This window comes from Nocardioides pyridinolyticus (genome assembly GCF_054653575.1).
The window spans coordinates 14,075-39,198 of the sequence record NZ_BAAIFY010000024.1 but is presented as its reverse complement, the minus strand read 5'-3'; the positions used below and the strand labels follow the sequence as shown (position 1 = coordinate 39,198).

Here is a 25,124-nt window from a genome sequence, read left to right as displayed (position 1 = left end):
ATGCGGGTCGCCCTGATGGTCACGTGCATCAACGATGCGCTCCACCCGGGGACCGGCCAGGCGGTCGTCGCGCTGCTGCGGCGGCTCGGCGTCGACGTCGAGTTCCCGGAGTCGCAGACCTGCTGCGCGCAGCCGATGGTCAACACCGGCTACCTCGACGAGGCCGTGCCGGTGGTGCGGAACTTCGTCGACACGTTCGCGGGGTACGACGTGGTGGTCACGCCGTCCGGCTCCTGCGCCGGATGCGCCCGGCACCAGCACTCGATCGTCGCGCGCCGCTCCGGTGACGCGTCGCTGGCGAGCGCCGTGGAGGAGACCTCGCCCCGGGTGTACGAGCTCTCGGAGTTCCTCGTCGACGTGCTCGGCGTGACCGACGTGGGCGCGTACTACCCGCACCGCGTCACCTACCACCCGACCTGCCACAGCCTGCGCATGCTGGGTGTCGGCGACCGGCCGCGGCAGCTGCTGGAGAACGTCCGCGGCCTGACGCTCGTCGACCTGCCCGGCGCCGAGGAGTGCTGCGGCTTCGGCGGCACCTTCGCGGTGAAGAACGCCGACACCTCGATCGCGATGGGCTCCGACAAGGCCCGGCACGTCCGCGACACCGGCGCCGAGGTGCTCGTCGCCGGCGACAACTCCTGCCTCACGCACATCGGCGGGGTGCTCTCGCGCCAGCGCTCCGGCGTACGCACCGTGCACCTGGCGGAGATCCTGGCCGCGACCGAGGCGGGTCACCGATGACGGGCACCTTCGTGGGCATGCCGAAGTTCCCCACCGCGGCCCACACCGCGCTGGAGAACTCGCAGCTGCGCCACAACCTCGCCCATGCCACCTCGACGATCCGCGCCAAGCGGCAGCGACTCGTCGACGAGGTCAACGCCTCCACCCCCGACGGCACCGCCTGGGAGGCGCTGCGGCTCTCCGGCGCGGGTGTCAAGGAGTCCGCGCTGCTCTCGCTCGGGGAGCACCTCGAGCGGCTCGAGGAGACGCTGACCGCCAACGGCGCCACCGTGCACTGGGCGAACGACGCCGCGGAGGCCAACGCGATCGTCGTGTCGATCGCGAAGGCCCACCAGGTCGACGAGGTCGTCAAGGTCAAGTCGATGGTGACCCAGGAGATCGACCTCAACGGCGCCCTCGAGGGCGAGGGGATCGCGGCCTGGGAGACCGACCTCGCGGAGCTGATCGTGCAGCTCGGCGAGGACCTGCCGTCGCACATCCTGGTGCCGGCGATCCATCGCAACCGCGCGGAGATCCGCGAGATCTTCCTCGCCAAGATGGCCGCGGTCGGCCGACCCGCGCCCGACGACCTCACCGACGAGCCGGCGGTGCTGGCGGCCGCCGCCCGCGCCCACCTGCGCGAGAAGTTCCTGCGGGCCAAGGTCGGCGTGTCGGGGGCGAACTTCGCCGTCGCCGAGACCGGCACGCTGGTCGTGGTCGAGTCCGAGGGCAACGGCCGGATGTGCCTGACGCTGCCCGAGGTGCTGGTCTCCGTCGTCGGGATCGAGAAGGTCGTGCCGATGTGGGAGGGGCTGGATCCCCTGCTGCGCCTGCTGCCTCGCTCCTCGACCGGCGAGCGGATGAACCCCTACACCTCGATGTGGAGCGGCGTCACGCCCGGCGACGGGCCGCAGGAGGTGCACGTAGTCCTGCTCGACAACGGCCGCACGCGGGCCCTCGCGGACGAGGTCGGGCGGCAGGCGCTGCGGTGCATCCGCTGCTCGGCCTGCCTCAACGTCTGCCCGGTCTACGAGCGGGTCGGTGGCCACGCCTACGGCTCGGTCTACCCCGGTCCGATCGGCGCGATCCTCAACCCGCTGCTCAAGGGCGTCGGCTCCGACCCGCAGACCGACTCGCTGCCGTACGCGTCCTCGCTGTGCGGCGCCTGCTTCGAGGCGTGCCCGGTGCGCATCGACATCCCCACCGTGCTGGTCGAGCAGCGCGCCCAGGTCGTCGACGCGCACCGGGGTCGCCCGTCGGTGGAGTCGCTCGCCTTCAAGGGTGCGGCCGTCGCGCTCTCGGACTCCCGCAAGCTCGGGCTCGGCGAGCGGTTCACCGGACTCGGCCTCCGCGTCGCCCGCCGGGTGGGCGCGCGGAAGTGGACGTCGGCGCGCGACCTGCCCCCGGCTCCCACGGAGTCCTTCCGGGCCTGGTGGAAGCGGACGAACGGCGGTCGCTCATGAGCGCGCGCAACGACATCCTGCGCCGGGTGCGGGCCGCCCTGGACGGCGCGGCACCGGCGGGCACGGTGCCGGCCTCCCCGCGCATCGCGCCGCTGGCCGACGTCGTGGCGCACTTCGCCGAGCGGGTGGAGGACTACAAGGCCGTGGTCGAGCGGTGCGCCCCCGCCGACCTCGCGGGCCGGGTCGCGGCCGCCCTTCCCGAGGGCGCGCGCGTCGTCGTACCGGCCGGGCTGTCGGTCGAGGTGCCCGGCGGCGTGCTGGACGGTGCGGACGGCAGGGTCTTCTCCGCGGCCGAGCTCGACGGGTTCGACGCGGTGGTCACCGAGGCGCGGATCGGCATCGCCGAGACCGGCACGATCGTGCTCGACCACGGACCGGGCCAGGGTCGCCGGGCGATCTCGCTCGTGCCCGACCTGCACGTGTGCATCGTCCGCGCCGACCAGGTGGTCCCGGACGTGCCGGACGCGGTCCCGCTGCTCGACCCCGCGCAGCCGCTCACGTGGATCAGCGGCCCCTCGGCCACCAGCGACATCGAGCTCGACCGGGTCGAGGGCGTGCACGGCCCCCGCACGCTGCACGTGATCATCGTGTAACTCCGCGTTGCATCCGCGCCGGTCGGTCCTGGCAGGGAACCGTCGACCTCGCCCCTGCCCCGAGGTGAGCGCGAGCCCACTCAGCGGCACCGGATTTCGTCCGGTCCCACCCGCTCCGGTACATTCCTCCGCGGTGGCGTGTCCGAGCGGCCGAAGGTGCAACACTCGAAATGTTGTGTGGGGTCAAACCCACCGTGGGTTCAAATCCCACCGCCACCGCCAACCGAACGCCCCGGATCCCTGCTCCGGGGCGTTCGTCGTTTCGCCGCCACCCGACCGGGTACCGCCGCGAACATGAGCGAGTACCAGCCCAAGCACCTCGGCAAGCTCGACGACGAGGCCGAGGCGGAGGAGCCCTCGGACACGACCGACGGTCCCGCGGCCGCCGGGGAGTACGACCCGAAGCAGGGCTCTCCCGACAGCGGGCCGCACGCGCCGAACTTCGAGCAGAAGCAGAACCCCTGACAGCGAGCGCCGCCGGGCGCATCATCGGAGGGTGCGGACCCAGGAGGAGCGCGACGAGCAGACCCTCGACATCATGTCGGCGATCCTCGTCGCCGTCCTGGTCTGGGCGCTGCCCGTGGTGGCGCTGTTCGTTCTCGCCGCCGTCTTCGACGCCGAAGGACCAGCGGCGGCGTTGGCCGCGCTCGTGGCGCTCGGGTTCGTCGCGACGATCGTTCACCGGCTGCGATGAGTCCGTGACCGGCACCGCCCGATGGTGATCCCGGTGCGCTGAGGACAATGGCGCCATGCCGTTGTTCGAGTTCGAGGGCAAGCGCCCGTCCGTCCATCCCGACGCCTTCGTCGCCCCGACCGCGACGCTGATCGGCGACGTGACCGTCGAGGCCGGCGCTTCCGTCTGGTACGGCGCCGTGCTGCGTGCCGACATCTGCACGATCGTCGTACGCGAGGGCGCCAACGTGCAGGACAACTCCGTCCTCCACGCGGGTCCCGGCGCGACGCTGGTGGTCGGCAGGAGCTCGACGGTCGGGCACGGCTGCGTCGTCCACTGCGACGAGGTCGGCGAGCAGGCGCTGATCGGCAACGGGTCGACGCTCCTCGACCACGCGGTCGTCGGTCCGCGCACGCTGGTCGCCGCAGGGTCGGTCGTCACGCCCGGCACGCAGCTGCCGGGGGGCATGGTCGTCGCGGGCACCCCGGCGAAGCCGACGAAGCCCATCGCGGGCACCTCGTCGGAGCTCTGGGTCGAGCAGAACCCGCCGTACTACCAGGAGCTCGCGCGCCGCCACGCCGCCGGCGTGACCGAGGTGCAGCCGTGAGCGTGCGGACGCTCGTCGACGGCCCGGTCACCACGGTGGTGATCGACCGGCCCGACGCGCGCAACGCGGTCGACGACCCGACGGCGGCGGCGCTCGCCGACGCCTTCCGCGCGTTCGACGCGGACGACAGCCAGCGGGTCGCCGTGCTCTACGGCGACGGCGGCACGTTCTGCTCCGGTGCCGACCTCAAGGCGCTCGGCACCGAGCGCGGCAACGCCGTCGACGACGACGGGGACGGGCCGATGGGGCCGACCCGGATGCGGCTGTCGAAGCCGGTGATCGCCGCGATCGAGGGGTACGCCGTCGCGGGTGGTCTCGAGCTCGCCCTCTGGTGCGACCTGCGGGTCGCCGCCGGCGACGCGGTGCTCGGTGTGTTCTGCCGCCGGTGGGGCGTGCCGCTGATCGACGGCGGCACCGTCCGGCTGCCGCGGCTGATCGGCGCGAGCCGGGCCATGGACCTGATCCTCACCGGCCGGCCGGTCGACGCGTGGGAGGCCGAGCGGATGGGCCTGGTGAACCGCGTCGTGCCGGTCGGCCAGGCGCGGGTCGAGGCGGAGGTGCTCGCCCACCAGCTCGCCGAGCTGCCGCAGGAGTGCCTGCGCCAGGACCGGCTCTCGCTGCTGGAGCAGGAGGGCCTCACCGAGGACGAGGCGCTCGCCAACGAGCTGCGCCACGGCCGGATCTCCCTGGCCGCCGGTGCCGTCGAGGGCGCCCAGCGGTTCGCCGCCGGCGAGGGTCGGCACGGTCGGCCGGCTCAGGGCTGAGCCGGCGCGTGGTCCAGGCAGACGGCGACCAGCTGCGCGGCGCCGTGGCGGGAGTAGACCTCCCAGCCGACGTCGAACGAGACGTGCCGCAGCTGCCCGCGGGCGGTGCGGACCACCGCCGATAGCGGCGTCGCGTCGGCGAAGCCGCTGACCGAGCAGTCGTGCTTCTCGAGGATCCGGCTCTCCGGGGACGGGGTGTCGTCCACCGGGTAGCCGGCGTAGCCCGGCCCGGAGGAGACGGCGGACTGCGAGGCCAGCCCGGCGACGACGATCGACCCGGCCACCCCGAGCTTGACGGTCGCGAGGGCGAGGCGCGCAGATCGCGGGAGCCGACGCGGCATGGGTCCTCCTGATAACGGGTCCACTGCAGGCACCAACGACCGGAGTGCCCGCGAGGTGACGCACCTATGGGAGTGCCTGGTCGTCCGGGCGCCTGCTGCGCGGGCTTCCGCATCCGATCTGGCGGCGTTGTCGGCGACTCGACGGGCCTCCGGCCCGCCTTCGCACCTCCGCCTTGCCAGATGCGGCGCGGAAGTCCGCTCGCGACGGCGCCGGACAACCGGACACTCCCGTAGGTGAAGATGGGGGGATGCCCCAGCCCACTTCCTGGTTCGCCTCGCCGGACGACGCCGCGGCCCGCCTCGCCGAGCAGGGCTACCTCGCCGACGCGTCGACCGCGACCACGGCGTACCTCGCCGGCGCCCTCGAGAAGCCGCTCCTCGTCGAGGGCCCGGCCGGCGTCGGCAAGACCGAGCTGGCCAAGGCCGTCGCGCGGGTGACGGGCGCGGAGCTCGTGCGGCTCCAGTGCTACGAGGGCCTCGACGAGGCGCGGGCGCTCTACGAGTGGAACTACAAGAAGCAGCTGCTGCGGATCCAGGCCACCGGCGACCAGTCGTGGGAGCAGACCCACGACGACATCTTCACCGAGGAGTTCCTGCTCACCCGGCCGCTGCTGACCGCGATCCGGCGCGACCAGCCGACGGTCCTGCTCGTCGACGAGGTCGACAAGACCGACGTCGAGGTCGAGGGCCTCCTGCTGGAGGTGCTCTCGGACTTCCAGGTCACGATCCCCGAGCTCGGCACCGTCGCAGCGGTACGCCGCCCGTTCGTCGTCCTCACCTCGAACGCCACGCGCGAGCTGTCGGAGGCCGTGAAGCGGCGCTGCCTCTACCTCCACCTCGACTATCCCGACGCCGCGCGCGAGCGGGAGATCGTCATCAGCCAGGTGCCCGACCTCGAGGACCGCGTCGCGCGCACCCTGGTCGACGTCGTGCACCGGCTGCGCGAGCTCGAGCTGAAGAAGGCGCCGTCGATCGCCGAGTCCGTCGACTGGGCCAGGACCTTGGTGGCGCTGGAGATCCGCGACCTCGACCCGAAGGCCGTCAACGACACGCTCGGGGTCATCCTCAAGCACGCGTCCGACCACGAGAAGGCCGTGCGGGAGCTGAAGCTCGCCGGATGAGCACCTGATGAGCAGCGGGTTGGTCGACCGGCACATCGCGTTCCTGGAGGCGCTCCGCGCCGCCGGGCTCGCGGTGTCGCTCGCCGAGGACCTCGATGCCGTCGCCGCGCTCGGCGCGCTGGACTGGGACCGCCGCGGCCACGTCCGGGCCGGGTACGCCGCCACCCTGGTCAAGAGGCAGACCCAGCGGCCGACCTTCGACGCGCTGTTCGACGTCTACTTCCCGCGGATGGTCGGCGACGGCGTCGCCGCGGAAGGGCGGGAGCCGGAGACCGACAACGCCCAAGCCCTGCAGGACTTCCGCGACCAACTCGTCGACGCCCTGGGCGACGGCGACGAGCAGGCGCTGCTCGACCTGGCCGCGGAGATGGTCGCCCGCTTCGGGGCCATGCCGGGCCGCGGTCCCGGCCTCTCGTCGTGGTCCGCCTACACGGCGCTCCAGCGGGTGTCGCCGCAGGAGCTCGTCGACCGGATCGCCCAGGCCCTGCTGGGCTACGGCCCCCTCGAGGACGCGCGCGTCGAGGCCCGCCGGCGGATCGGCGCCTTCACCGGGCAGGTCGAGGCGGACGCCCGCCGGCGGATCGCCGAGGAGAAGGGGCCCGAGCACGTCGCGAACGTCGCCATCCGCCCGTCGGTCGACCGGATCGAGTTCACGTCCGCGCGCAAGGCGGACCTCGAGCAGATGCGACGCGAGATCTACCCGCTGGCCCGCCGGCTCGCCACGCGGCTGACCCAGGAGCACCACGCCAAGCGGCGCGGGCCGCTGGACTTCCGCCGCACGGTCCGCGCGTCCGTCTCCACCGGCGGCGTACCCCTCGTCACGCACCACCGCCCCAAGCGCCCGCACCGCACCGAGCTGGTCGTGCTCTGCGACGTCAGCGGGTCGGTCGCGAACTTCGCGCAGTTCACCCTGTTGCTCGTCTACGCGCTCCGCGAGCAGTTCGCCAAGGTCAGGGCGTTCACGTTCATCGACCACGTCCATGAGGTCACCGACCACTTCACGCCGGGCGCCGACCCGGGTGACGTGCTGGCCGGCCTGGCCGCGAGCACCGCGCACGCGGCGCTGTGGGGCCGCACCAACTACGGTCGGGCGCTGTCGAAGTTCGAGGAGTCGTACGCCGACGCGCTCGGTCCCCGCTCGTCCCTGCTGATCCTCGGCGACGCGCGCTCCAACTACGCCGACCTGCACGTCGACGTGCTGAAGCGGCTCGCCGGCTCGGCGCGCCACTCCTGGTGGCTCAACCCCGAGCATCGCCGGCACTGGGACACGGGCGACTCCGCAGCCACCACGTACGGCGCGGTCGTGCCGATGGTGGAGTGCCGCAACCTGACCCAGCTCGGTGAGTTCGTGCACGACATCCTCTGACCCGACGTTGAGTTGGGCCCTGGTCACTCTCGAGTTGGGCCGAAATCCCCACCCGGTGGGAGCAAGGCCCACCTCATGGGTGATTCCTGCCCAACTCAACACGAGGTTTCAGTTCGGTCGGGAGATCTGGAAGACCTGGCTGGTGGCGGCCGCACCGGACCCGAGGAACCCGGCCGCGTGCAGGCTCGCCAGCTGCTCGCGGACGCCCGGATCGGCCGATGCGTCGACCAGCGCGGCCCCCGCGACGTAGTGCTCGTAGGCGTGCTCGCCCTCGATGCCGTGCGGCCCGGCCGTGCCGTCGAAGGTGACCGTCACCTGCTCGACCGAGTCGGGGTTCGGCGCGAAGTCGAGCTCGGGGACGACGTCGCCCTCGTGCTCGAGCGAGAGGACATGGCTGCCTTCGGGGAACGCCGCGACCTGGGCGGTCGGCGATCCCGCGGTCACCACGTGCGTGACGTTGAAGTCGCTGCCCTGGCCGAGGATCGCGGCCGCCTCCATGCCGCCCTGCGAGTGCCCGACGAGCAGCACCGGGTCGTCGGGGCCGATGCCGGCCTGGTGCATCGCGTCGAGGATGCCCTGCTGGTAGGCGTTCGGCAGCCCGGCGCTGAGCAGGAGGTTCGTCGCCATGTCGCGGACGTCGTCGTCCTGCGTCCACGGCAGGGTCGTCATGTCGTCGGTGCCGGGCAGGTAGACGACGTGGTGGTCGCCGATCGTCTGCACCTCGATGGTCCCGTTGTCGGCCGAGTCGGGATCGGGCGACAGCGCCGCGACGCCCTGGAGGTGCCGCACCAGCCCCTCGACGTCGGTCGGCGGGGTCGACGGCACGGGCGGCCGGGCCTCGACCCGCGGCGGGCCGTCGGGGCCGTACCGGCTGGCCAGCCACGCCGCGTTGACGGGCACCGAGAGGCCGATCCGCAGCCATGACTCGACCGTCCGGTCGCTGACCTCCAGCCCGTCGACGGCGCCCCGCACCAGCACCGCGTCGGTCTCCCAGCGGGCCGACCCGGCGAGCACGCCGTCCGGGCCCGTGGTCGCGGCGAGCACCGCGGCCTCCGCGAGTCCGAAGGTCAGCGGCGCCAGCACGGCCGAGGCCGCGAGGTCGGGGTCGGTCATCGTGCGGACGCCCAGGCCCGCCCAGTCGCGCAGCTCGCTGCCGGCGAGGTCGAAGGCGTCGGCCAGGCCGCGGACGGCGTCGTACGCCGCCGCGAGGCCCTCGCTGCCGCCGGTGACGTCGGTGATGCTCATGTCAGCAGTCCCTTCAGCTCCTTGAGTCCGTCGACCGCGCCCTCGGCGAGGTCCTTCGCGTCGCGGAGGAGCTCCTGGAGTCGGTCGACCTCGCGGGCGTGGCGCTCGAGCGCCTCGGCGGCGTCGTCGTGGAGCCCGGCCGTGCGCAGCAGCCCGCCCACTCGGACCCCGGTGTGGGCGCGCATCGCGTCGGCGGCGAGCCCGGTCCACGGCACGGCATCGGCGCGCGTGGTCAGGGCGGCGGCCAGGTCCCGGATCTCGTCGGCGCGCTCGCGCAGCCGCCGGGCCAGCGCGCGGATGGTCGTGGTGTCTGCGTACATGCCCGGAAGCGTCACCGGGCCGTCGCTGTGGAGAAACCTCAGCGGTCGAGCGCTGTGGAGAGCCGCGTGAGGGCCTCCTCGATCACTGCACCCGGGCCCGCGAAGCTCATCCGGACGAACCGCCCGCCGTCGACGGTGTCGAAGTCGATCCCGGGCGCCATCGCGACCCCGGTGCGCGCCAGCGTCTCGTGGCAGAACGCCATCGTGTCGTCGGTCAGGTGGCCCACGTCGGCGTACACGTAGAACGCGCCGTCGGCCGGCGCCAGCTCGGTGATGCCGAGCCGCGGCAGCCCGTCGAGCAGCAGCGCCCGGTTGGCGGCGTACCGCCGCACGTGGCCGTCGAGCTCCTCGTACGACGCGTCGCTGAACGCCGCCACGCTCGCCCACTGCGCGAGCACCGGCGGGCAGATCGTGAAGTTGCCGGTGAGCACGTCGGTGGCGCGGCGCAGTCGGTCCGGCACCAGCATCCAGCCGATCCGCCAGCCGGTCATCGAGAAGTACTTGGAGAAGGAGGAGAACACGACGGCCTCGCGGCTGGTCTCCCAGGCGCTGCGGGCCAGGTGCGTGCCACCGTCGAGGAGGGGCGCGTACTCGATGCCGTGGTAGATCTCGTCGCTGATCAGCTGGATCTTCTCGGCCTCGCAGTACGCCGCCAGCGCGGCCAGCTCGCCGGGCAGCATCATCGTGCCGGTCGGGTTGGCGGGGCTGGCGACGACGAGGCCCTTGATGCCGCTCCCGGATCGCTGCAGCGCCGCGACCTGCTCGACGGTCGGCTGGAAGCGGGTCTCGGGGCCGGTCGGGATCTCGACGACCTCGCAGCCCAGCGCGGCCAGGACGTTGCGGTAGCAGGGGTAGCCCGGGCGGGCCATCGCCACGCGGTCGTCGACCTCGAACGCCGCCAAGAAGGCCAGCAGGAACCCGCCGCTGCTGCCGGTCGTCACCACGACCTCGTCGGGGTGCACGTCGATGCCGTGGGCGCGCTTGTGGTGGCCGGCGATGGCTTCCCGGAGCTCCAGGATCCCGGCGGCTGGGGTGTAGCCGAGCGGGTCGGTGCCGTCGAGCAGCCGCTTCGCCTCCTCGCGCACGGGCGCCGGCGCCCCGGTCATCGGCTGGCCGGCGAGCAGGTTGAGCACGTCCCCGTGCGTCCGCTGCCGGGTGGTGGCCGCCGCGAGCAGGTCCATCACGTGGAACGGGGGCACGTTCGCGCGGCTGGCCACCTCGAAGCGGTCGGTCATGGTGTGCACTCTAGGTGGGCTGTGGGGTATCCCCACACGAGCCGCGTGCCGCCCCGCCCGCCGCCCGAAGAACGACCCCTCGCCGAGCTGGGTGCCGGAGCAGTAGCCCTTGCCGTCCTGGGCCAGGTTCGACGCACAGGCGCCGGCGGCGTAGAGGCCAGGGATCGCGGAGCCGTCGGGGCGCAGGGCCTCGGCGCCGGCCGAGGCGCCGAGGCGGATGCCCAGGCCGTCGTCGTACGTCGACCCCAGCGTGAACGGCTTCTCCGCCAGCGCGGGCGTGTACGCCGCCACCATGTCGGGGTTCATCACGAAGCCCCCGGCCGCGATCACGACGGCGGCCGCGGCGACGACCCCCGTCCGGTCGAACGACCTCCACGCGAGCCCGACCACCGCGCCGTCCTCGGCGGCGACGAGCTGGGTCGCGCCCGTCTCGTAGCGGACCTCGACCCCGGCCTCCTCGACGCGCGCGCGGAGGAGGTCCATCACCATCCGGGTGCCCTCCGTGTCGCCCGGCACCGGCACCTTGTGCCCGCGCGGGGCCGGCACCGCCTGCTGCCGGTACGGCCAGAGCTTCTCGTTGCCGGTGAACATCAGGCCCTTCGTGCCGGGCTGGATCACGGCCTTCTCGGGGTAGTACGACCGCTCGAACTCGAAGCCCAGCGCCTCCAGCCAGTCGAAGTGCTCGACCGAGCCGTCGCAGTACGCGCGGATCTTGTCGTGCTCGGGCTCCTTGGAGACCGCGACGAGGTAGGCGTACATCTCGTCGGCCGAGTCCTCCCAGCCGGTCGCCCGCTGCACCGCGGTGCCGCCGCCGAGGTAGAAGTGGCCGCCGGACATCGACGAGGTGCCCCCGTGGACCGCGGCCCGCTCCAGCAGCAACACCCGCGCGCCCGCCCGGGCGGCCTCGAGGGCCGCGCATCCGCCCGCGATGCCGAAGTCGGCCACGACGACGTCGTACCGCTCGGCGTCCCCGGGGAGCGCGGAGGCCGGGAGGAGGCCGGGGACCGCGGTGCCGATGGAGCGCATGCGGCAAATCTAGAACAAGTTCCAGTTGCGGGCGAGACCACCGTCGTGGGGCCGCCTCGCGCCGATAGACTTCGACTCCGCCGCCCCGACGATCGCCGAGGTGACCCGTGTCGTTCAACGTCCACCAGCTCGACACGTTCGTGCTCGTGGGCGCCGCCGTCACGCTGCTGGCGATCCTCGCCGTCCGGGTCTCGTCCCGCGCCGGCCTGCCCAGCCTGCTGCTCTACCTGCTCATGGGCGTCGCGCTCGGCGAGGCCGGGCTCGGCATCCACTTCGAGAACGCCGAGGTCGCGCACTCGCTGGGCTTCGCCGCCCTCGCGGTGATCCTGGCCGAGGGCGGTCTCACCACCAGCTGGCGGGAGATGCGGTCCTCGATCCGGCTCGGCGCCTCACTCGCGACGATCGGCGTGGCGACCTCGGTGGCGATCGTCGCGGTCGCCTCGCACTACCTGCTCGGGCTCCCCTGGGAGCTCGCGGTGCTCCTCGGCGCGGTGACCTCGCCCACCGACGCGGCCGCGGTGTTCTCCGTGCTCCGCGTGGTGCCGCTGCCCCGGCGGCTCAGCGGTGCGCTCGAGGCCGAGTCCGGCCTGAACGACGCCCCGACCGTGGTCCTCGTGACGCTGGTGTCGACCGGCGCGACCGCCGAGCACGGCATCCCGGCCGTGGCGGCGATCGTCGCCTACGAGCTCGTCGCCGGCACCCTGATCGGCGTCGCCGTCGGCTACGGCGGCGCCTGGGTGATGCGACGCGCGGCGCTGCCGTCGTCCGGCCTCTACCCGCTCGCCGTCCTGACCCTCGCCTTCCTCGCCTACGGCAGCGCGGCCTTCGTGCACGCGTCCGGCTTCGCCGCGGTGTACGTCGGTGCGCTGGTGCTCGGCAACATGGAGCTGCCCCACCGCGCGGCCACCCGCTCGTTCGCCGAGGGCGTCGCGTGGCTGGCCCAGATCGGGCTCTTCGTCATGCTCGGCCTGCTGCTCTCGCCGGACCGGATCACGCTGGAGGCCGTCGGCCTGGCGATCGCGGCCGGCCTGGTCCTCACGCTGGTGGCGCGGCCGATCTCGGTCCTGATCAGCTCGGTGGTCCAACCCATGCCCTGGCGCGAGCTCGGCTTCATCTCGTGGGCCGGGCTGCGCGGCGCGGTCCCGATCGTCCTGACGACCATCCCGCTGGCCGAGGGCGTCGACGGCGCCGAGAAGCTCTTCGACATCGTGTTCGTGATGGTCGTGGTCTACACGCTGCTGACCGGGCCGACGCTGCCGACGGTCGCCCGCGTGCTCAAGGTGGCGCGGCGGTCCGAGCCCCGCGGGCTCGAGGTCGAGGCGGCCCCGCTGGAGCGGATCGCGGCCGACCTGCTCCAGGTCACGATCAGCCCGGTCTCGAAGATGCACGGTGTCGAGGTCGGCGAGCTGCGGCTGCCCCGCGGCGCCTCGGTGGCGATGGTCATCCGCGACGAGCAGACGATCGTGCCCGAGCGGCGGACCGTGCTGCGTCACGGCGACGACCTGCTCGTGGTCGCGCCGCGCAAGCTGCGCGAGCAGACCGAGGAGCGGCTGCGCCAGGTCAGCGAGCACGGGCGCCTGGCCCAGTGGCTCGGTGCGTCCGCCCGCCGGCGTACCACCTAGGTCGTCTCCCACGTCCATGGCCTGCTGCGCGCCGCCCATCGCGCACGCTCGCGGCGGCCGAGACTCGGGAGACGCGCCCTAGGTCAGTTGAACGGCGGGCTGCAGATCGTCGCGTCGGCGCGGGCGACCACGGCCTTGCGGCCGTCCCGGACCTCGGCGAACCCGTCCCCGACGACCACGGTCACGCCGAAGCCGACCGGCTCGCGGCGCTGGATGTCGACGTCGGCCCCGAGTCGGCTCGCCACCAGCAGCACGTCGGGGTTCCTCGGCTCGAGGGTCCAGACCTGCACGACCGGCACGCGGACCGTCGGGGCGGCGTTGCCGCTGTTGCCCTCGTGGAACCCGGCGTCGGTGAGCTCCTGCATCACGCGCCCGGCGAGGCCCTCGCGGGTGCCGGCGTTGTAAACGCTGACGGTGACGTCCTGCGGGAAGACCTTGTCGCCCGCGGGGACCGCGCGGTCGACGCAGATCGCGGTGTCGACCTTCTGGGGGAGCGGATCGGTGGCGGCGCTCCAGCCCCAGACCGCGGCGACGACGAGCATCAGGCCGAGCACGGAGATGGTGATCGCGGTCCGCGCGCCCTGGCCCATCAGCCCGCCCTCATGCCTGCACGGAGTGGACGCGCGCGTGGAGCACGTGGCGCTGCTGGAGGGCCGCCCGCAGTGCCCGGTGCAGGCCGTCCTCGAGGAAGAGCTCGCCCTCCCACTCGACGACGTGGGCGAAGAGGTCGCCGTAGAACGTCGAGTCCTCGTCGAGCAGCGCGGCGAGCTGGAGCGTGTCCTTGGTCGTGACCAGCTGGTCGAGGCGCACCTGGCGCGGGGGCACGCCGGCCCAGCCCCGGGACGACAGCCCGTGGTCGGGGTACGGCCTCCCCTCGCCGACGCGCTTGAAGATCACGCGGCGACTATAACCGCGCGGCCCAGCCTCGGGCTCACCCTCGGCGGGTGGTCATGCGGACCAGCGGACGGCCTCGTCGAAGTAGTCCGCGAGGGCGTGGACGCCCTTGAGGTCGGCCCGCTCCTCCATGAGCGAGGTGAGCGCCTGGGTGTGCTTGACCCGGAGCGCGGCACGGCGCTCGAGGAGCTGGTCCGTGGCGGTGGCGGCGGTGGTGGTGCGGTGGTCCATGTCGTCCTCCTGACTTAGGTCTCCAGCGTGCCGAACCGGTGTGGCGGGCAGGTTGACCGTGCGTTACGAACGCGTCAACGCATGTCCGGAATAGGTGACCTCGCCGCAGAACTGGAATACGTTCTACTTCCGTGGACGACCTGACCGCGATCAGCCAGCTGAAGTACCGCTACGTGCGCACCCTCGACACCAAGAGCTGGGACGAGTTCGAAGGCTGCTTCGTCCCGGACGCCACCGGCGACTACGACGGCCTGGTCTTCGCCGACCGGGCCGCGCTGGTCGGCTACATGAAGGAGAACCTCGGCGAGGGCCTCCTCACCCTCCATCAGGTGCACCACCCCGAGATCACGGTCGAGGGCGACACCGCGACGGCCCGCTGGTACCTCCAGGACAAGGTCATCGTCCCGGCCTCGAAGTTCATGCTCGAGGGCGCCGCGTTCTACGACGACCGCTACGTGCGTACGCCGGAGGGCTGGCGCGTCGCGCACACCGGCTACCGCCGTACCTTCGAGATCACCTACGACCTGGCCGACCTGCCGGGCACGAAGATCACGGGTCCCGGCGAGCACACCCACCTCTGACCGGGCGCCGGCTCGGGCGCGGCTTACAGCGTCGGCTCGCTCCACGCCAGCTGGACGACCTCGACCCCACGGTCGCGGGTGACCAGGCGGCCGCGGCCCGGAGGCGCCGGCTGCGGCTTCTGGTTGCCGAGCAGCGGGCCCTCGTCCGGGCTGCCGGAGAGCAGCAGGCCGGGCATCGCGAGGTCGCGCAGCGACTGGATGACCGGCTCGTAGAGCGACCGGGACGCGCCGCCCGAGCGGCGGGCGACGACCACGTGCAGGCCGACGTCGCGGGCCTGGGCGAGCAGCGGCTGGAGCGCGGCGACCGGCGAGCTCTGCTGGGTGGCGACCAGGTCGTAGTCGTCGACGAGCACGAACACCTCGGCGCCGGTCCACCAGTTCCGGTTGCGCAGCTGCTCGGGGGTGACGTCCGGGCCCGGGATGCGGGACTCGAGGTACGACGCGAGGTCGCGGATCGCGGGCGTGGCCTGGGCGGCCGACGTGAGGTAGTTGAGCAGGTACTCGTCCGGCACCTCGCCCAGCAGCGAGCGGCGGTAGTCGACCACCACGAGCTGCGCCTCCTTCGGCGACCGGGTGCGCATCACCTCGTGGGCGTAGGTGCGCAGCGTGGCGCTCTTGCCGGACTGCCCGTCGCCGAACAGGAGGAGGTGCGGCTCGGCGTCCACGTCGAGCCCGACCGCCGCGAGCTCACGCTCGTTCACGGCCAGCAGCAGTCGGCGGTCCTCCGCCGGTGCCATCGTGCGCACCTCCCCGACGTCGATCCGCTCCGGCAGCAGGCGCAGCTTCGGGCCGGTCGGGCCGGTCCACGCCGTCGAGACCCGCTTGATGAGGTGCTCGACGCCGTCGCCGAGCCCCTCGGAGTCGGGGGTGCCGTCGATCCGCGGCAGCGCGGTCAGCATGTGCAGCTTGCCCTGCACCAGCCCGCGACCGGGCCGGCCGGCGGGCACCAGCGCCGCCACCTTGCGGTCGATCTCGGAGTCCATGGGGTCGCCGAGCCGGAGCTCGAGGCGAGTGCCGAAGAGGTCGCGCATCGCGGCCCGGAAGTCCGCCCACCGGGCCGCACCCACCACGAGGTGCAGGCCGAAGGTGAGCCCGCGGGTGGCGAGCTGCTGGAGCTCGAACTCCAGGTCGTCGAAGTCCGCCCGGACCGTGCTCCACCCGTCGACGACGAGGAAGACGTCGCCGTACCCGTCGTCGGCGGCACCGGTCCGCCGGCGCGACCGGTAGGTCTCGATGGAGTCGATGCCCTGCTCGCGGAAGTAGCCCTCCCGCCGGTCGACGAGCGTCTGCACCTCGGCGACGATCCGGCGCACGACGTCGGGCTCGGACCGGGTGCCGACGCCGGCGACGTGGGGCAGCTCGCTGAACGGCGCGAACGTGCCGCCGCCGAAGTCGAGCACGTAGAACTGCGACTCGTGCGGCGTGGTCGTCAGCGACATGCTCGCGACGATCGTGCGCAGCAGCGTGCTCTTGCCGCTGCGGGGGCCACCGACGACGGCGACGTGGCCGCCGGAGCCGCTGAGGTCGATCGTCATCGTCTCGCGGCGCTGCTCGCGCGGCCGGTCGACGGTGCCGAGCGGGACGACCAGCCCGCCCACACCGCGCCAGTGCGGCGAGACCAGGCCCAGGTCGGGGTGCTCGTTGAGGTCGGGCATGAGCGCGTCGAGCGTGTCGGGCACGTCGAGCGGCGGCAGCCAGACCTGGTGCGCGGCAGGTCCGTGGCCGAGCATCCGCTGCACGCTGAGGTCGAGCAGCGACTCCTGCTCGCCGGGCTGCTCGACGACCACGGGCTCCGGCTCGGGCTCGGCCACCTCGAGCTTCTGCACCTCCGAGATCGTGAACGGCAGGATGCCCTGGAGGTGGCCGCCCTCGTCGCGGCGTACCCGGGTCCGGGTCGCGGCCGGCGGCCCGGAGACGTACGCCGCCTTGAACCGCAGCATCGTCGTGGGGTCGGGCTTGAGGTAGCCGAGGCCGGGATCGGCGGGCAGCTCGTAGGCGTCCGGGACGCCGAGCACGGCGCGGGACTCGCTCGCGCTGAACGTGCGGAGGCCGACCCGGTAGGAGAGGTGCGACTCCAGCCCGCGGAGCCGGCCCTCCTCCAGGCGCTGCGAGGCGAGCAGCAGGTGCAGGCCGAGGGAGCGGCCGAGGCGGCCGATCGCGACGAAGAGGTCGATGAACTCGGGCTTCGCGGAGAGCATCTCGGAGAACTCGTCGACCACGATGAACAGCGACGGCATCGGCGCGAGGTCCTCGCCGGCGACGCGGGCCTTCTCGTAGTCGCGGATCGAGGCGAAGTTGCCCGCGTCGCGGAGCAGCTCCTGGCGGCGCACCATCTCGCCGGACAGGGCGTCCTGCATGCGGTCGACGAGCGTGAGCTCCTGGGCGAGGTTGGTGATGACGGCCGAGACGTGCGGCATCTCGGACATGCCGGCGAAGGTCGCGCCACCCTTGAAGTCGACGAGCACCATGTTCAGCTGCTCGGGGGAGTGCGTCATCGCCAGGCCGAGCACGAGCGTGCGCAGGAACTCCGACTTGCCGGAGCCGGTCGCGCCGATGACCAGGCCGTGCGGTCCCATGCCCTGCTGGGCGCTCTCCTTGATGTCGAGGTGGACCAGCGAGCCCCCCTCTCCCAACCCGATCGGCACGCGCAGCCGGTCTCGCGCCGGTCGCGGCACCCAGGCGGTGGCGGGGTCGAAGGTGTGCACGTCGCCGAGCGCGAGCAGCTCCATGAAGTCGGTGGGGCCGGCGATCTCGCCGCCCTGCTCCACCACCCCGGCGGCGGTGGTGTGCAGGGGCGCCAGCCGGCGCGCGAACGCCTCCGCGACGGCCAGCGCGCACTGGTCGGCCCGCGCCCGGACCGGCTCCTCGCGCAGCCGCAGCGCCTGCATCACCGGACGGCCGTCCGAGCCGACCTCGCCGTCGAGCTGGATCCGCAGTCGCGTGGCGTCCTCGAGCTCGTCCCACCGCGCGGGGAGGTCGAGCAGGGTGACGCCGTGCAGGCCATCGGGCGGTACGACGTGGTTGCCGGGCGGAAGCTCGCCACCGTCGATCACCAGCAGCAGGTGCGGGGTGGCGGGCCGCTCGTCGGCGCCGAACCGTGGCCGGTCGCTGAGGTCGGGCGGCAGCAGGTTGGCCAGGTCGGCCAGCGACGTGGACACCATCCGCATCGGCCCGACCGCGTCGGACTGGTGGGTGCTCTGGGCGTGCGGGAGCCACTTCACCCAGTCCCAGTGGGCCAGGTGCTGCTCCGAGCACAGGACGGCGATCTGCAGGTGCTCGGGGGAGTGGAACGCGGCCGCCGAGCAGATCAGCGAGCGGGCCAGCGCGCGGGCGGGCGCCTCGCCGCCGCACACCTCGACCCGGTCGAAGGCCCGGAGGTCGATCGAGGCCGGCAGGTCCGGCTGGAGCCGGTGGACGACCAGCAGTCGATGCAGCGCCGAGGCCGCGGCCGGGTCGACCTGGTCGATGGGCGTGCTCTCCGGCGGCACCAGCTCCAGCGAGAGCGGCTGCGCGCAGAGGCCGTAGCGGACGTGCAGGAAGTTCGGGTCCGACGGGCCGTGCTCCCACACGCGGGACCGCTCCTCCGCGAGCGCCGGGAGCGAGGCGGGGTCGGGGTGGTGCCAGGTGAGCGCGCGACGCTGCTGGTCGGCGGCCGCGCGGGCCACCTTGCGCACCCCGCCGAGGTAGCGGAGGTACTCCGTGCGGGAGCCGGTGACCTGCTGCGTGCGCTGCTTCCGCTGCCGGTCGAGCTGGACGACGATGAAGCCGATCGTGGCGAAGAGGAACATGCCGGCGGCGACGAACCCGCGGGCGCCCGTCGTGCGACTCATGGTCGCGACCAGCACGATCGACCCGAGGCTGCCGAGCATCGGGATGGCGTTCATCAGCACGCCGCTCGCGCCCTCGGACTGCTCGAGCTGCGGCGGCGGCTGCAGCACGATCTGGCCGGTGGGCAGCTCGGGCGCGTCGAGCCGGGTCCCCCGCAGCGTCGTACTCACGCTGCCACCTCTACCCCCGACAGGCGTGGTTGACGCCTCTCGAATGGGGGCACGGTGACGGCGTGATCGACACCCTCGCGCACCCGCACCTGCTCGCGGTGACCGTGCACGGGCCCGCGGGTGTCCTGGACCTCGTCGTGCCCGCGGGCGCCGCGGCCGGCGACGTGGCCGAGGAGTACGCCGGCCAGGTGGGTCTGGCGACCCCGCCGGACCTGCGCACGGCGATCGGCACGCCCGTCCCGGCCGACGTCCCGCTGCTGCGGGCCGGCGTCGCGACGGGCGACGTCCTCGTCGCCACCGCCGGCGGGCCGCCGCCGGCCGCGCGCCGCTCGAGCCGTCGCGCCGTGCCCGCCGACGACGGGCCCGACCCGACCACCGGGCTGACCGGCCTCTGGTTCGCCGGGGCGGCGGCCCTCGCCGCCCTCGCCGCGTGGTGCGCCGCGTCCGCGCCCGACCTGCGCGCCGCGGCCGTCGCCCTGCTCGCGGTGGCCGCGGTGGTCGGCGTGCTGCCGGTGGGCCGCCACGCGTCGTACCGTCTCGCGACGGCTCCCGCCTTCGGCGCGGCCGCCGCGTTCCCGCTGCTGTGGGACCCGCACCCCGCCCGCCTCCCCGTCGTGCTCGGCGCCTGCGGCCTGGCCGCCGCCCTGGTGGCGGCCGTCGGTCGCGCCCTCGACGTGCGGGCCGAGGAGGCCCTGCGGGTCTGGATCATCGCCGGCACCGGGCTCTTCGTCGCGACCGGTCTCCTCGCCCTCCTCGGCACGCCGCCCCGCGTGGCGTGGGCGGTCCTGCTGGTCGCCGCGGTGCTGGCCGCCCGGTTCGTGCCCGGGCTCGCGGTCGACGTGCCCGACCAGTACCTCCTCGACCTCGAGCGCCTCGCCGTCACGGCCTGGTCCGCGCGCACCGCGACACCGGGCAAGCGTGGCCGGTCGATCATCCGCCGCGACGCGGTCGCGCTGGTCGCCGACCGGGGCGCCCGGCTGGTCGCGGCCGCGACCGCCGCCGTGCTGCTCGTGGCCGGCCTCGCCGCGCCGATGCTGCTCGCGACCGCCACGCTGCCGATCGACCGGGTCGGCGCGCGGCTGACCGTCTTCTTCGCCGGCGGAGCACTGCTGCTCGTGGGCCGCAGCCATCGCCACGTCGCGGCCCGGGTGCTGCTGCGCGCCGCGGGCCTCCTGTGCTGGATCCCCCTGGCCGTCGTGCTGCTCGCCGAGGCGTCGTCCACCGTGACCTGGTGGCTGGTGCTCGGACCCGTGGCCGTCGCCGTCCTGCTGGTCGTGGTGGCGGTGGCCGTCGGCCTCGGGTGGCGCTCCGCGTGGTGGTCGCGGCGGGCCGAGGTGGCCGAGGGGCTGTGCGGGGCGTTCGCGCTGGCCTCGCTGCTCGTGGCGACCGGATGGTTCCGCCAGATCTGGGAGATCGCGAGCCTGTGGGAACTCAGTTCTTGAGGTTTATCGGTCCAGGCCCCGGGTAATCGCCCACTGTCCGGCTCGGGAGGACTTCTCCACCGGATCGCCAGATGAAGACGAGAGTTCTCGAGCGGCGACGGGCCGCCACGGGGGAAGGAAGGCGACATGTCGCAGGGCGCACCGGAGATGGGACAGGGTGAGGGCACCCTCACCCGTGCAGCCGGCCTGGTGGCCGACGCCAAGGCAGACTTCGACTCGCTCAGCAAGAGCCTGTCCGGACAGATCTCCGGCCTGCAGGGCCGGTGGACCGGCGCTGGTGGCTCGGCGTTCTTCGCGCTGCACCAGGCCTGGACCGACAAGCAGACGATCATCACGAACGCGCTCAACGAGTTCGAGGCGTCGCTGACCTCGACCGAGCGCGACAACATGAGCACCGACGACACGCAGTCGTCCAACTACAACCGCGTCGCCGGCCGGCTCGGCTGACGTCACCCACTCGGGACGAAGGAGTGACAGAGATGAGCACTGGTGGACTTCGCGTCAACCACGCGGGCCTCGACACCGCGGCGCAGGACCTGAGCCGCGCCGTGCAGCAGATCGACGACCGCCTCAACCGGCTGGAGTCGGAGCTCGCCCCGCTGCGCAGCGACTGGACCGGTAACGCCCAGCAGGCCTACCAGGCCGCCAAGACCAAGTGGGACGCGGCCATGCAGGACATGAAGACCCTGCTCGCCGACACGAGCACGACGGTCACCCAGTCGAACCAGGAGTACATGGCCGCCGACCAGCGCGGCGCCGCGTCGTTCGACATCTGACGCACGCAGCACACAGCACAGGGGTCGGCGCGCCGCGCCGGCCCCTTTGCAAGCCTCGCTGAAGGGGGAGGGACATGAGCCAGGCACCCGTGCAGTCCGGACTGGTGCGGGTCACGGTCGCGTCCGGCACGCGCCGCGTCGACCTGGTCCTCCCCGGAGCGGTCCCCGTCGCCGAGCTGGTGCCGGAGCTCGCCCGCAGCGTCGGCCTGCTCGACCCGGCGACCGTCTACGGCGGCTACCGCCTGGTCACGGCCGAGGGCCGTGAGCTCTCCACCGACGCCGGCCTGATCATCCAGGGCGTCGAGGACGGCGGCCTGATCACCGTCACCGCTGGCGTCGACGAGCGCCCGCCCCGGGTCTACGACGACGTGGTCGAGGCCATGTCCGACGTCGTCGAGGAGGACCTCGAGCCGTGGGCGCCCGGCGCCGGGCGGCGGACCGCGCTCTGGGCCGCGGGCCTGCTGATGGCGCTCGGCGCCGTCGCCCTCCTCATCCAGCGCGGGTCGCTGCTGGCCGGGGTCGCGGCGGCCGTGGTCGCCGCCGCGCTCGCCACCGGCGCGATCGTGCTCTCCCGGGCCCAGCGCGACAGCGAGGCCGCGGTGGCCGTCGCCTGGATGGCCTCCCTGTACGCCGCCGTCGCCGGTCTGATGCTCGTCACCGACGACCCCTTCTTCGGCCGGCCGGTGGCCGCCGCGGGCGGCGCCGCGATGCTCGTCGGCCTGGTCTGCCTGCTCGGCCTGGGCGAGGGCCGGGCCCTGGTCATCCCGCCGGTCGTGGTCGGCGGCATCTTCCTCGCCACCGGGCTGGTCATGCAGGCCGCGGAGTTCGACCCGGCGGTCGTGCTGACGATCGCCCTGGTGCTGGTGGTCGTCGCGGGCAGCGTCTTCCCGTGGCTGGCCCTCGGCCTCACGGGGACGTCGGTCGACCAGCTCTACAGCACCGCCGACATCACGGCCGAGCCCCGGCCGATCGACCCCGAGCGCGTGGCCGCGGACGCCCGCGTCGCCCACGAGATCCTGGTGGCGGTGTCGGCCACCGTCGGCCTGCTGCTGGTCCTGATCGCGCCCCTCGCCGTGTCGCTCGGCCTGGCCGGCACCCTCATCGCCGTCTTCTGCAGTGTCGTGGTGATACTCCGGACGCGGCAGTACCGCACCCGCAGCGAGGTCCTCGTGGGCCTGGTCTCCGGGATCGTCGGGCTCGTCTCCTTCGGCGTCGCCGCCCTCTGGCTGCACCCGGACTGGCGGCCGACGGTCGCCGTCGTGCTGGCCGGTGCCGGCGCGGTGGTGCTCGCCGTCAGCATGCTGCCGACCGCACCGTCCGTGCGGCGCGGTCGGCTCGGGGACGTCGCCGAGAGCGTCACGCTGGTCGCCCTGCTGCCGCTGCTCGTCGTCGCCGTCGGCGTCTTCTCGGCGATCCGGGGCTGAGGGGCCGCACCGCATGGCCACCAAGAAGGACCTCGTCGAGGCCTACTCGTTCAGCCGGCGGCGGCTGGTCACCGCGTTCGTGTCCGGTGCGCCGGGCGGCCGCGAGGTCGAGCCCTCCCGGCCCGGCCGCACGATCGTCGGCGGCGTGGCGCTCGCCGTACTCCTCGCGGCCGGGGCCGCGGTCGCGGGCGCCCTCGCGCCGCGCACCCCCGCGGACTGGAACCAGCCCGGGCTGATCATCTCCAAGGAGACCGGCGCGGCGTACGTCATCCTCGAGTCCGACCCCGACGAGCTCCGCCCGGTCATCAACACCACCTCGGCGAAGCTGATCCTCGGCGCGGGCTCCGAGCCGACGCTCATCTCCCAGGACACCATCGACGACCAGCGCATCGGCGAGGACATCGGCATCCTGGGGGCCCCGGCCAGCGTCCCCACCTCGTCGCTGCTGATCAACACCGGCTGGACGGCGTGCACCGGCGACGGAGACGGCGTCCGGGTGACGGTCGCCGACGACCCTGCCGTGACGACGACCCCGGACGCCGGCGTCGTGGTGCAGAGCGACGGCGCCTACTTCGTGGTCGCGCAGACCGACGACGGCACGTACGCCTACGAGCTGCCCGAGCAGACCGGCGCCGGCGGCCCCGAGACCGACAACCTGCTCGAGGCCATCGGGCTCCCCGCGGTCCGCGTCGGGGCTGCCGAGGTGCCGCGCCAGTGGCTGAGCCTCTTCCCGTCCGGCGCCGCGATCGACCTCGACAGCCTGAGGCTCGACCGGTTCGGCGAGCGCCCCGAGGAGGAGCTGCCGGCGGACGCCGGCGACGCCCTCGTGGGTGACGTCCTCCAGCCGGAGAACGGCGACCTCTACCTCGTGACGAACGACGGGCCGGTGCTGCTGCCGCCCTTCGCCGCCGCGCTCTACCCGCACCTGGTGCGGTCCGACGGCTCGGTCGCGAAGCCGATCCCGGTGAGCACCTCGCCCGCCGCCGACCGCGCCTCGCCGGAGTTCCTCGTGGACACCGACTGGCCGACCGCGGTGCTCACCCAGCTCGGGACCGACCCGTGCGCCCAGCTGACCGCCGAGGACGGCCGGGCGCCGGTCGCACAGCTGGTGAGCCCGGCCGACCCCGCGGCGCAGGACCGGGTCGCGGCGGGGGAGAAGGACCAGGCCGTCGACCCCGGACGCGGCGCCTACGTGCTCTCCGGTGACTGGTCCGGCCGGTCCACCGACGCCCAGCCGTTCCTCATCGACGCCAAGGGCCGGGCCAACCCGCTCGTCGGCGCCGGGGCGGCCGAGCAGCTCGGGTACGCCGACGTCGCGGTGCCGGTCGTCCCGGACACCTGGGTCGAGCTGTTCCGCTGCGGCGTGAACCTGTCGCAGGCCGCGGCCCTCCTGCCGCCCGACCAGGAGACCGGGTCCGGGTGCGGCGACGAGTGAGGACCGTGCTCCTCGCGGCGGCCTGCGGGGGGCTGCTCGGGCTCGCCCCCGTCGCGCCGGCGCTCGCCGCCGACCCGGTGTGCGGCGACGAGGGGTCGGTGCTGGAGTCCGACGTCGACCCCCTCGACCAGCTCGGCATCGGACGGGCGCGCCCGCTGGCCGGGCCGCCGACGAGGCCTCCGGTCCGGGTGGCTGTCCTGGACTCCGGCGTGACCGGGGCGTCGATCCCCGTCGCCGAGCAGTACACCGCCCACGGCGGTGGCGAGGTCGGCTACTTCCACGGCACCGCGGTCGCCGGGATCATCGCCGGCGACGAGACCGGCGTCGCGCCGGACGCGGAGATCGTCGACGTGCGCGTCTACGACACCGACGAGTCCCACGCCAGCGGGGAGGGCACGACCGTCACGTCCGACGCCGTGGCCTCGGGGCTGGAGTGGGTGGCCGCGCGCGCGGAGGGCCTCAACATCCGCATCGCCAACGTCTCGCTCGTGGTCCGCGACTCACCCCGTCTCAAGCGCGCGGTGCGTCTCGCGCACCGGGCGGGCGTGGTCGTGGTGGCGTCCGCCGGCAACCGGCCCGGCGCCGACGACGAGTTCGCCGAGGCCTTCGAGGACGGCGGCCCGGGCCCGGGCGAGGACGCCGCCCGCACCATGTTCCCGACCGGGTACGGCCTGCCGTACGTCGTCTCCGCGACCTCGACCGCGGCGGGCTCCGGCGAGACCGACCCGACGCCGTACATCGTGCTCAACAGCGCTACGACCGTCGCGGCACCGACCTTCGGGGCCAGGAGCTACGGCCTCGACGGCCGGCGGTGCGCCGTCGGGTCGGTCGCGACGTCCTGGGCGGCGGCGGAGGTGAGCGGGGTGCTGGCGCTGCTGGCGCAACGCTTCCCGAACGACACCGACGAGCAGCTCGTGGCCCGCCTCGTGAGCACCGCCAACGGCACCCCGGACGACCCGACGCCGCTCACCGGCGCCGGCGTCGTCCAGCCGGTCGAGGCGCTCACCCGGCCGCTCGCCCCGGACGAGGCCGGCGACCTCGGACGGGCCGTCTCCACCGCGCGCGACACCGCGCCCGCGGTCGCCCCCGAGCCGGAGCCGGACCCACTCGCGGGCGCCACCGACGACGCTCTCTGGTGGGGCCTGGTCGGCGGCGGCGTCCTCGTGGTCGCCCTGCTGCTGCGCCCGGTGCTGGCGCGGCGGCGTACCTGACTTCGCCGGAAATTCGGCGCGAGCCGCCGCCCTCAC

Annotated in this window: 25 protein-coding genes and 1 tRNA gene; 18 read left to right on the top strand and 8 right to left on the bottom strand. The window is 73.7% G+C overall.

Features of this window, described 5'->3' with window-relative positions; all coding sequences use genetic code 11:
- From ACYQ0U_RS18050 to ACYQ0U_RS18015, 8 genes are all read left to right on the top strand, one after another.
- On the top strand, positions 1 to 741 hold the full coding sequence (locus ACYQ0U_RS18050; RefSeq protein WP_459975269.1) for a (Fe-S)-binding protein: 741 nt from the start codon (positions 1 to 3) through the stop codon (positions 739 to 741).
- The gene (locus ACYQ0U_RS18045) at positions 738 to 2,183 is read left to right on the top strand and encodes a lactate utilization protein B (RefSeq protein ID WP_459975268.1); all 1,446 of its coding nucleotides are present in this window, start codon (positions 738 to 740) and stop codon (positions 2,181 to 2,183) included. Before ACYQ0U_RS18050 ends, ACYQ0U_RS18045 begins: the two co-directional genes overlap by 4 nt.
- Positions 2,180 to 2,776, top strand: coding sequence for a LutC/YkgG family protein (locus ACYQ0U_RS18040; RefSeq protein ID WP_459975267.1), 597 nt, complete (start codon positions 2,180 to 2,182; stop codon positions 2,774 to 2,776). The genes ACYQ0U_RS18045 and ACYQ0U_RS18040 overlap by 4 nt, the downstream gene beginning before the upstream one ends.
- Before the next feature lie 132 nt (positions 2,777 to 2,908).
- Positions 2,909 to 2,998: transfer RNA gene (locus tag ACYQ0U_RS18035), tRNA-Ser, on the top strand.
- A gap of 72 nt (positions 2,999 to 3,070) precedes the next feature.
- Positions 3,071 to 3,241 carry a hypothetical protein gene (locus ACYQ0U_RS18030; protein ID WP_459975266.1) on the top strand — a complete coding sequence of 57 codons (171 nt, stop codon included), beginning with the start codon at positions 3,071 to 3,073 and terminating at the stop codon, positions 3,239 to 3,241.
- Positions 3,242 to 3,272: 31 nt separating this feature from the next.
- The gene (locus tag ACYQ0U_RS18025; protein WP_459975265.1) at positions 3,273 to 3,470 is read left to right on the top strand and encodes a hypothetical protein; all 198 of its coding nucleotides are present in this window, start codon (positions 3,273 to 3,275) and stop codon (positions 3,468 to 3,470) included.
- 55 nt (positions 3,471 to 3,525) lie between these two features.
- Positions 3,526 to 4,056 (top strand): gamma carbonic anhydrase family protein, encoded by a 531-nt coding sequence (locus ACYQ0U_RS18020; RefSeq protein WP_459975264.1) that lies wholly within the window; start codon positions 3,526 to 3,528, stop codon positions 4,054 to 4,056.
- Complete coding sequence (locus tag ACYQ0U_RS18015) at positions 4,053 to 4,820, top strand: crotonase/enoyl-CoA hydratase family protein (RefSeq protein WP_459975263.1); 768 nt, start codon at positions 4,053 to 4,055, stop codon at positions 4,818 to 4,820. Before ACYQ0U_RS18020 ends, ACYQ0U_RS18015 begins: the two co-directional genes overlap by 4 nt.
- Here the strand turns inward: ACYQ0U_RS18015 and ACYQ0U_RS18010 are convergent.
- Complete coding sequence (locus ACYQ0U_RS18010; RefSeq protein ID WP_459975262.1) at positions 4,811 to 5,161, bottom strand: hypothetical protein; 351 nt, start codon at positions 5,159 to 5,161, stop codon at positions 4,811 to 4,813. The genes ACYQ0U_RS18015 and ACYQ0U_RS18010 overlap by 10 nt on opposite strands.
- Before the next feature lie 248 nt (positions 5,162 to 5,409).
- Here ACYQ0U_RS18010 and ACYQ0U_RS18005 point away from each other — a divergent pair, with 248 nt between their 5' ends.
- Both ACYQ0U_RS18005 and ACYQ0U_RS18000 read left to right on the top strand, forming a co-directional pair.
- Positions 5,410 to 6,282, top strand: a complete 873-nt coding sequence (locus ACYQ0U_RS18005) for an AAA family ATPase (RefSeq protein WP_459975261.1) — start codon at positions 5,410 to 5,412, stop codon at positions 6,280 to 6,282.
- 7 nt (positions 6,283 to 6,289) lie between these two features.
- A complete protein-coding gene (locus ACYQ0U_RS18000; protein ID WP_459975260.1) occupies positions 6,290 to 7,648 on the top strand; it encodes a vWA domain-containing protein in 1,359 nt (452 codons plus the stop codon).
- 108 nt (positions 7,649 to 7,756) lie between these two features.
- Here the strand turns inward: ACYQ0U_RS18000 and ACYQ0U_RS17995 are convergent, their stop codons facing one another.
- The 3 genes from ACYQ0U_RS17995 to ACYQ0U_RS17985 are packed head-to-tail and all read right to left on the bottom strand — an operon-like array spanning position 7,757 to position 11,474.
- Positions 7,757 to 8,893: an alpha/beta hydrolase family protein gene (locus tag ACYQ0U_RS17995; protein WP_459975259.1), complete on the bottom strand. Its 1,137-nt coding sequence runs from the start codon at positions 8,891 to 8,893 to the stop codon at positions 7,757 to 7,759.
- Positions 8,890 to 9,213 carry a putative T7SS-secreted protein gene (locus tag ACYQ0U_RS17990; protein ID WP_459975258.1) on the bottom strand — a complete coding sequence of 108 codons (324 nt, stop codon included), beginning with the start codon at positions 9,211 to 9,213 and terminating at the stop codon, positions 8,890 to 8,892. Before ACYQ0U_RS17990 ends, ACYQ0U_RS17995 begins: the two co-directional genes overlap by 4 nt.
- 38 nt (positions 9,214 to 9,251) lie before the next feature.
- Entirely contained in the window at positions 9,252 to 11,474 is a 2,223-nt protein-coding gene (locus ACYQ0U_RS17985) for an aminotransferase class I/II-fold pyridoxal phosphate-dependent enzyme (RefSeq protein ID WP_459975257.1), read from the bottom strand.
- A 107-nt stretch (positions 11,475 to 11,581) separates the two neighbouring features.
- On the opposite strand from ACYQ0U_RS17985, the gene ACYQ0U_RS17980 reads away from it, so the two are divergent.
- Positions 11,582 to 13,096, top strand: a complete 1,515-nt coding sequence (locus ACYQ0U_RS17980; RefSeq protein WP_459975256.1) for a potassium/proton antiporter — start codon at positions 11,582 to 11,584, stop codon at positions 13,094 to 13,096.
- Between the two features lie 83 nt (positions 13,097 to 13,179).
- Here ACYQ0U_RS17980 and ACYQ0U_RS17975 read toward each other — a convergent pair whose 3' ends face one another.
- Genes ACYQ0U_RS17975 through ACYQ0U_RS17965 form a run of 3 tightly spaced genes read right to left on the bottom strand, consistent with a single transcriptional unit; the run spans position 13,180 to position 14,221 of the window.
- The gene (locus ACYQ0U_RS17975; protein WP_459975255.1) at positions 13,180 to 13,686 is read right to left on the bottom strand and encodes a LytR C-terminal domain-containing protein; all 507 of its coding nucleotides are present in this window, start codon (positions 13,684 to 13,686) and stop codon (positions 13,180 to 13,182) included.
- Between the two features lie 10 nt (positions 13,687 to 13,696).
- Complete coding sequence (locus tag ACYQ0U_RS17970) at positions 13,697 to 13,993, bottom strand: type II toxin-antitoxin system VapB family antitoxin (RefSeq protein ID WP_459975254.1); 297 nt, start codon at positions 13,991 to 13,993, stop codon at positions 13,697 to 13,699.
- Positions 13,994 to 14,044: 51 nt separating this feature from the next.
- On the bottom strand, positions 14,045 to 14,221 hold the full coding sequence (locus tag ACYQ0U_RS17965; RefSeq protein ID WP_459975253.1) for a hypothetical protein: 177 nt from the start codon (positions 14,219 to 14,221) through the stop codon (positions 14,045 to 14,047).
- A 131-nt stretch (positions 14,222 to 14,352) separates the two neighbouring features.
- Between ACYQ0U_RS17965 and ACYQ0U_RS17960 the strand changes: the two genes are divergently transcribed.
- Positions 14,353 to 14,802: a nuclear transport factor 2 family protein gene (locus ACYQ0U_RS17960; protein WP_459975252.1), complete on the top strand. Its 450-nt coding sequence runs from the start codon at positions 14,353 to 14,355 to the stop codon at positions 14,800 to 14,802.
- A 23-nt stretch (positions 14,803 to 14,825) separates the two neighbouring features.
- Here ACYQ0U_RS17960 and eccCa read toward each other — a convergent pair whose 3' ends face one another.
- A complete protein-coding gene (gene eccCa / locus ACYQ0U_RS17955; RefSeq protein ID WP_459975251.1) occupies positions 14,826 to 18,800 on the bottom strand; it encodes a type VII secretion protein EccCa in 3,975 nt (1,324 codons plus the stop codon).
- Positions 18,801 to 18,862: 62 nt separating this feature from the next.
- Between eccCa and ACYQ0U_RS17950 the strand changes: the two genes are divergently transcribed.
- The 6 genes from ACYQ0U_RS17950 (at position 18,863) to ACYQ0U_RS17925 (ending at position 25,088) form a co-directional block, all read left to right on the top strand.
- Positions 18,863 to 20,242 (top strand): ubiquitin family protein, encoded by a 1,380-nt coding sequence (locus ACYQ0U_RS17950; RefSeq protein ID WP_459975250.1) that lies wholly within the window; start codon positions 18,863 to 18,865, stop codon positions 20,240 to 20,242.
- A gap of 126 nt (positions 20,243 to 20,368) precedes the next feature.
- Positions 20,369 to 20,689: a WXG100 family type VII secretion target gene (locus ACYQ0U_RS17945; protein ID WP_459975249.1), complete on the top strand. Its 321-nt coding sequence runs from the start codon at positions 20,369 to 20,371 to the stop codon at positions 20,687 to 20,689.
- A gap of 32 nt (positions 20,690 to 20,721) precedes the next feature.
- Complete coding sequence (locus ACYQ0U_RS17940) at positions 20,722 to 21,018, top strand: WXG100 family type VII secretion target (RefSeq protein WP_459975248.1); 297 nt, start codon at positions 20,722 to 20,724, stop codon at positions 21,016 to 21,018.
- A 74-nt stretch (positions 21,019 to 21,092) separates the two neighbouring features.
- Positions 21,093 to 22,442 carry a type VII secretion integral membrane protein EccD gene (gene eccD / locus ACYQ0U_RS17935; protein WP_459975247.1) on the top strand — a complete coding sequence of 450 codons (1,350 nt, stop codon included), beginning with the start codon at positions 21,093 to 21,095 and terminating at the stop codon, positions 22,440 to 22,442.
- 13 nt (positions 22,443 to 22,455) lie between these two features.
- On the top strand, positions 22,456 to 23,877 hold the full coding sequence (eccB, locus tag ACYQ0U_RS17930) for a type VII secretion protein EccB (RefSeq protein WP_459975246.1): 1,422 nt from the start codon (positions 22,456 to 22,458) through the stop codon (positions 23,875 to 23,877).
- Positions 23,874 to 25,088 carry a S8 family serine peptidase gene (locus tag ACYQ0U_RS17925; RefSeq protein ID WP_459975245.1) on the top strand — a complete coding sequence of 405 codons (1,215 nt, stop codon included), beginning with the start codon at positions 23,874 to 23,876 and terminating at the stop codon, positions 25,086 to 25,088. The genes eccB and ACYQ0U_RS17925 overlap by 4 nt, the downstream gene beginning before the upstream one ends.
- Positions 25,089 to 25,124 lie beyond the last annotated feature (36 nt).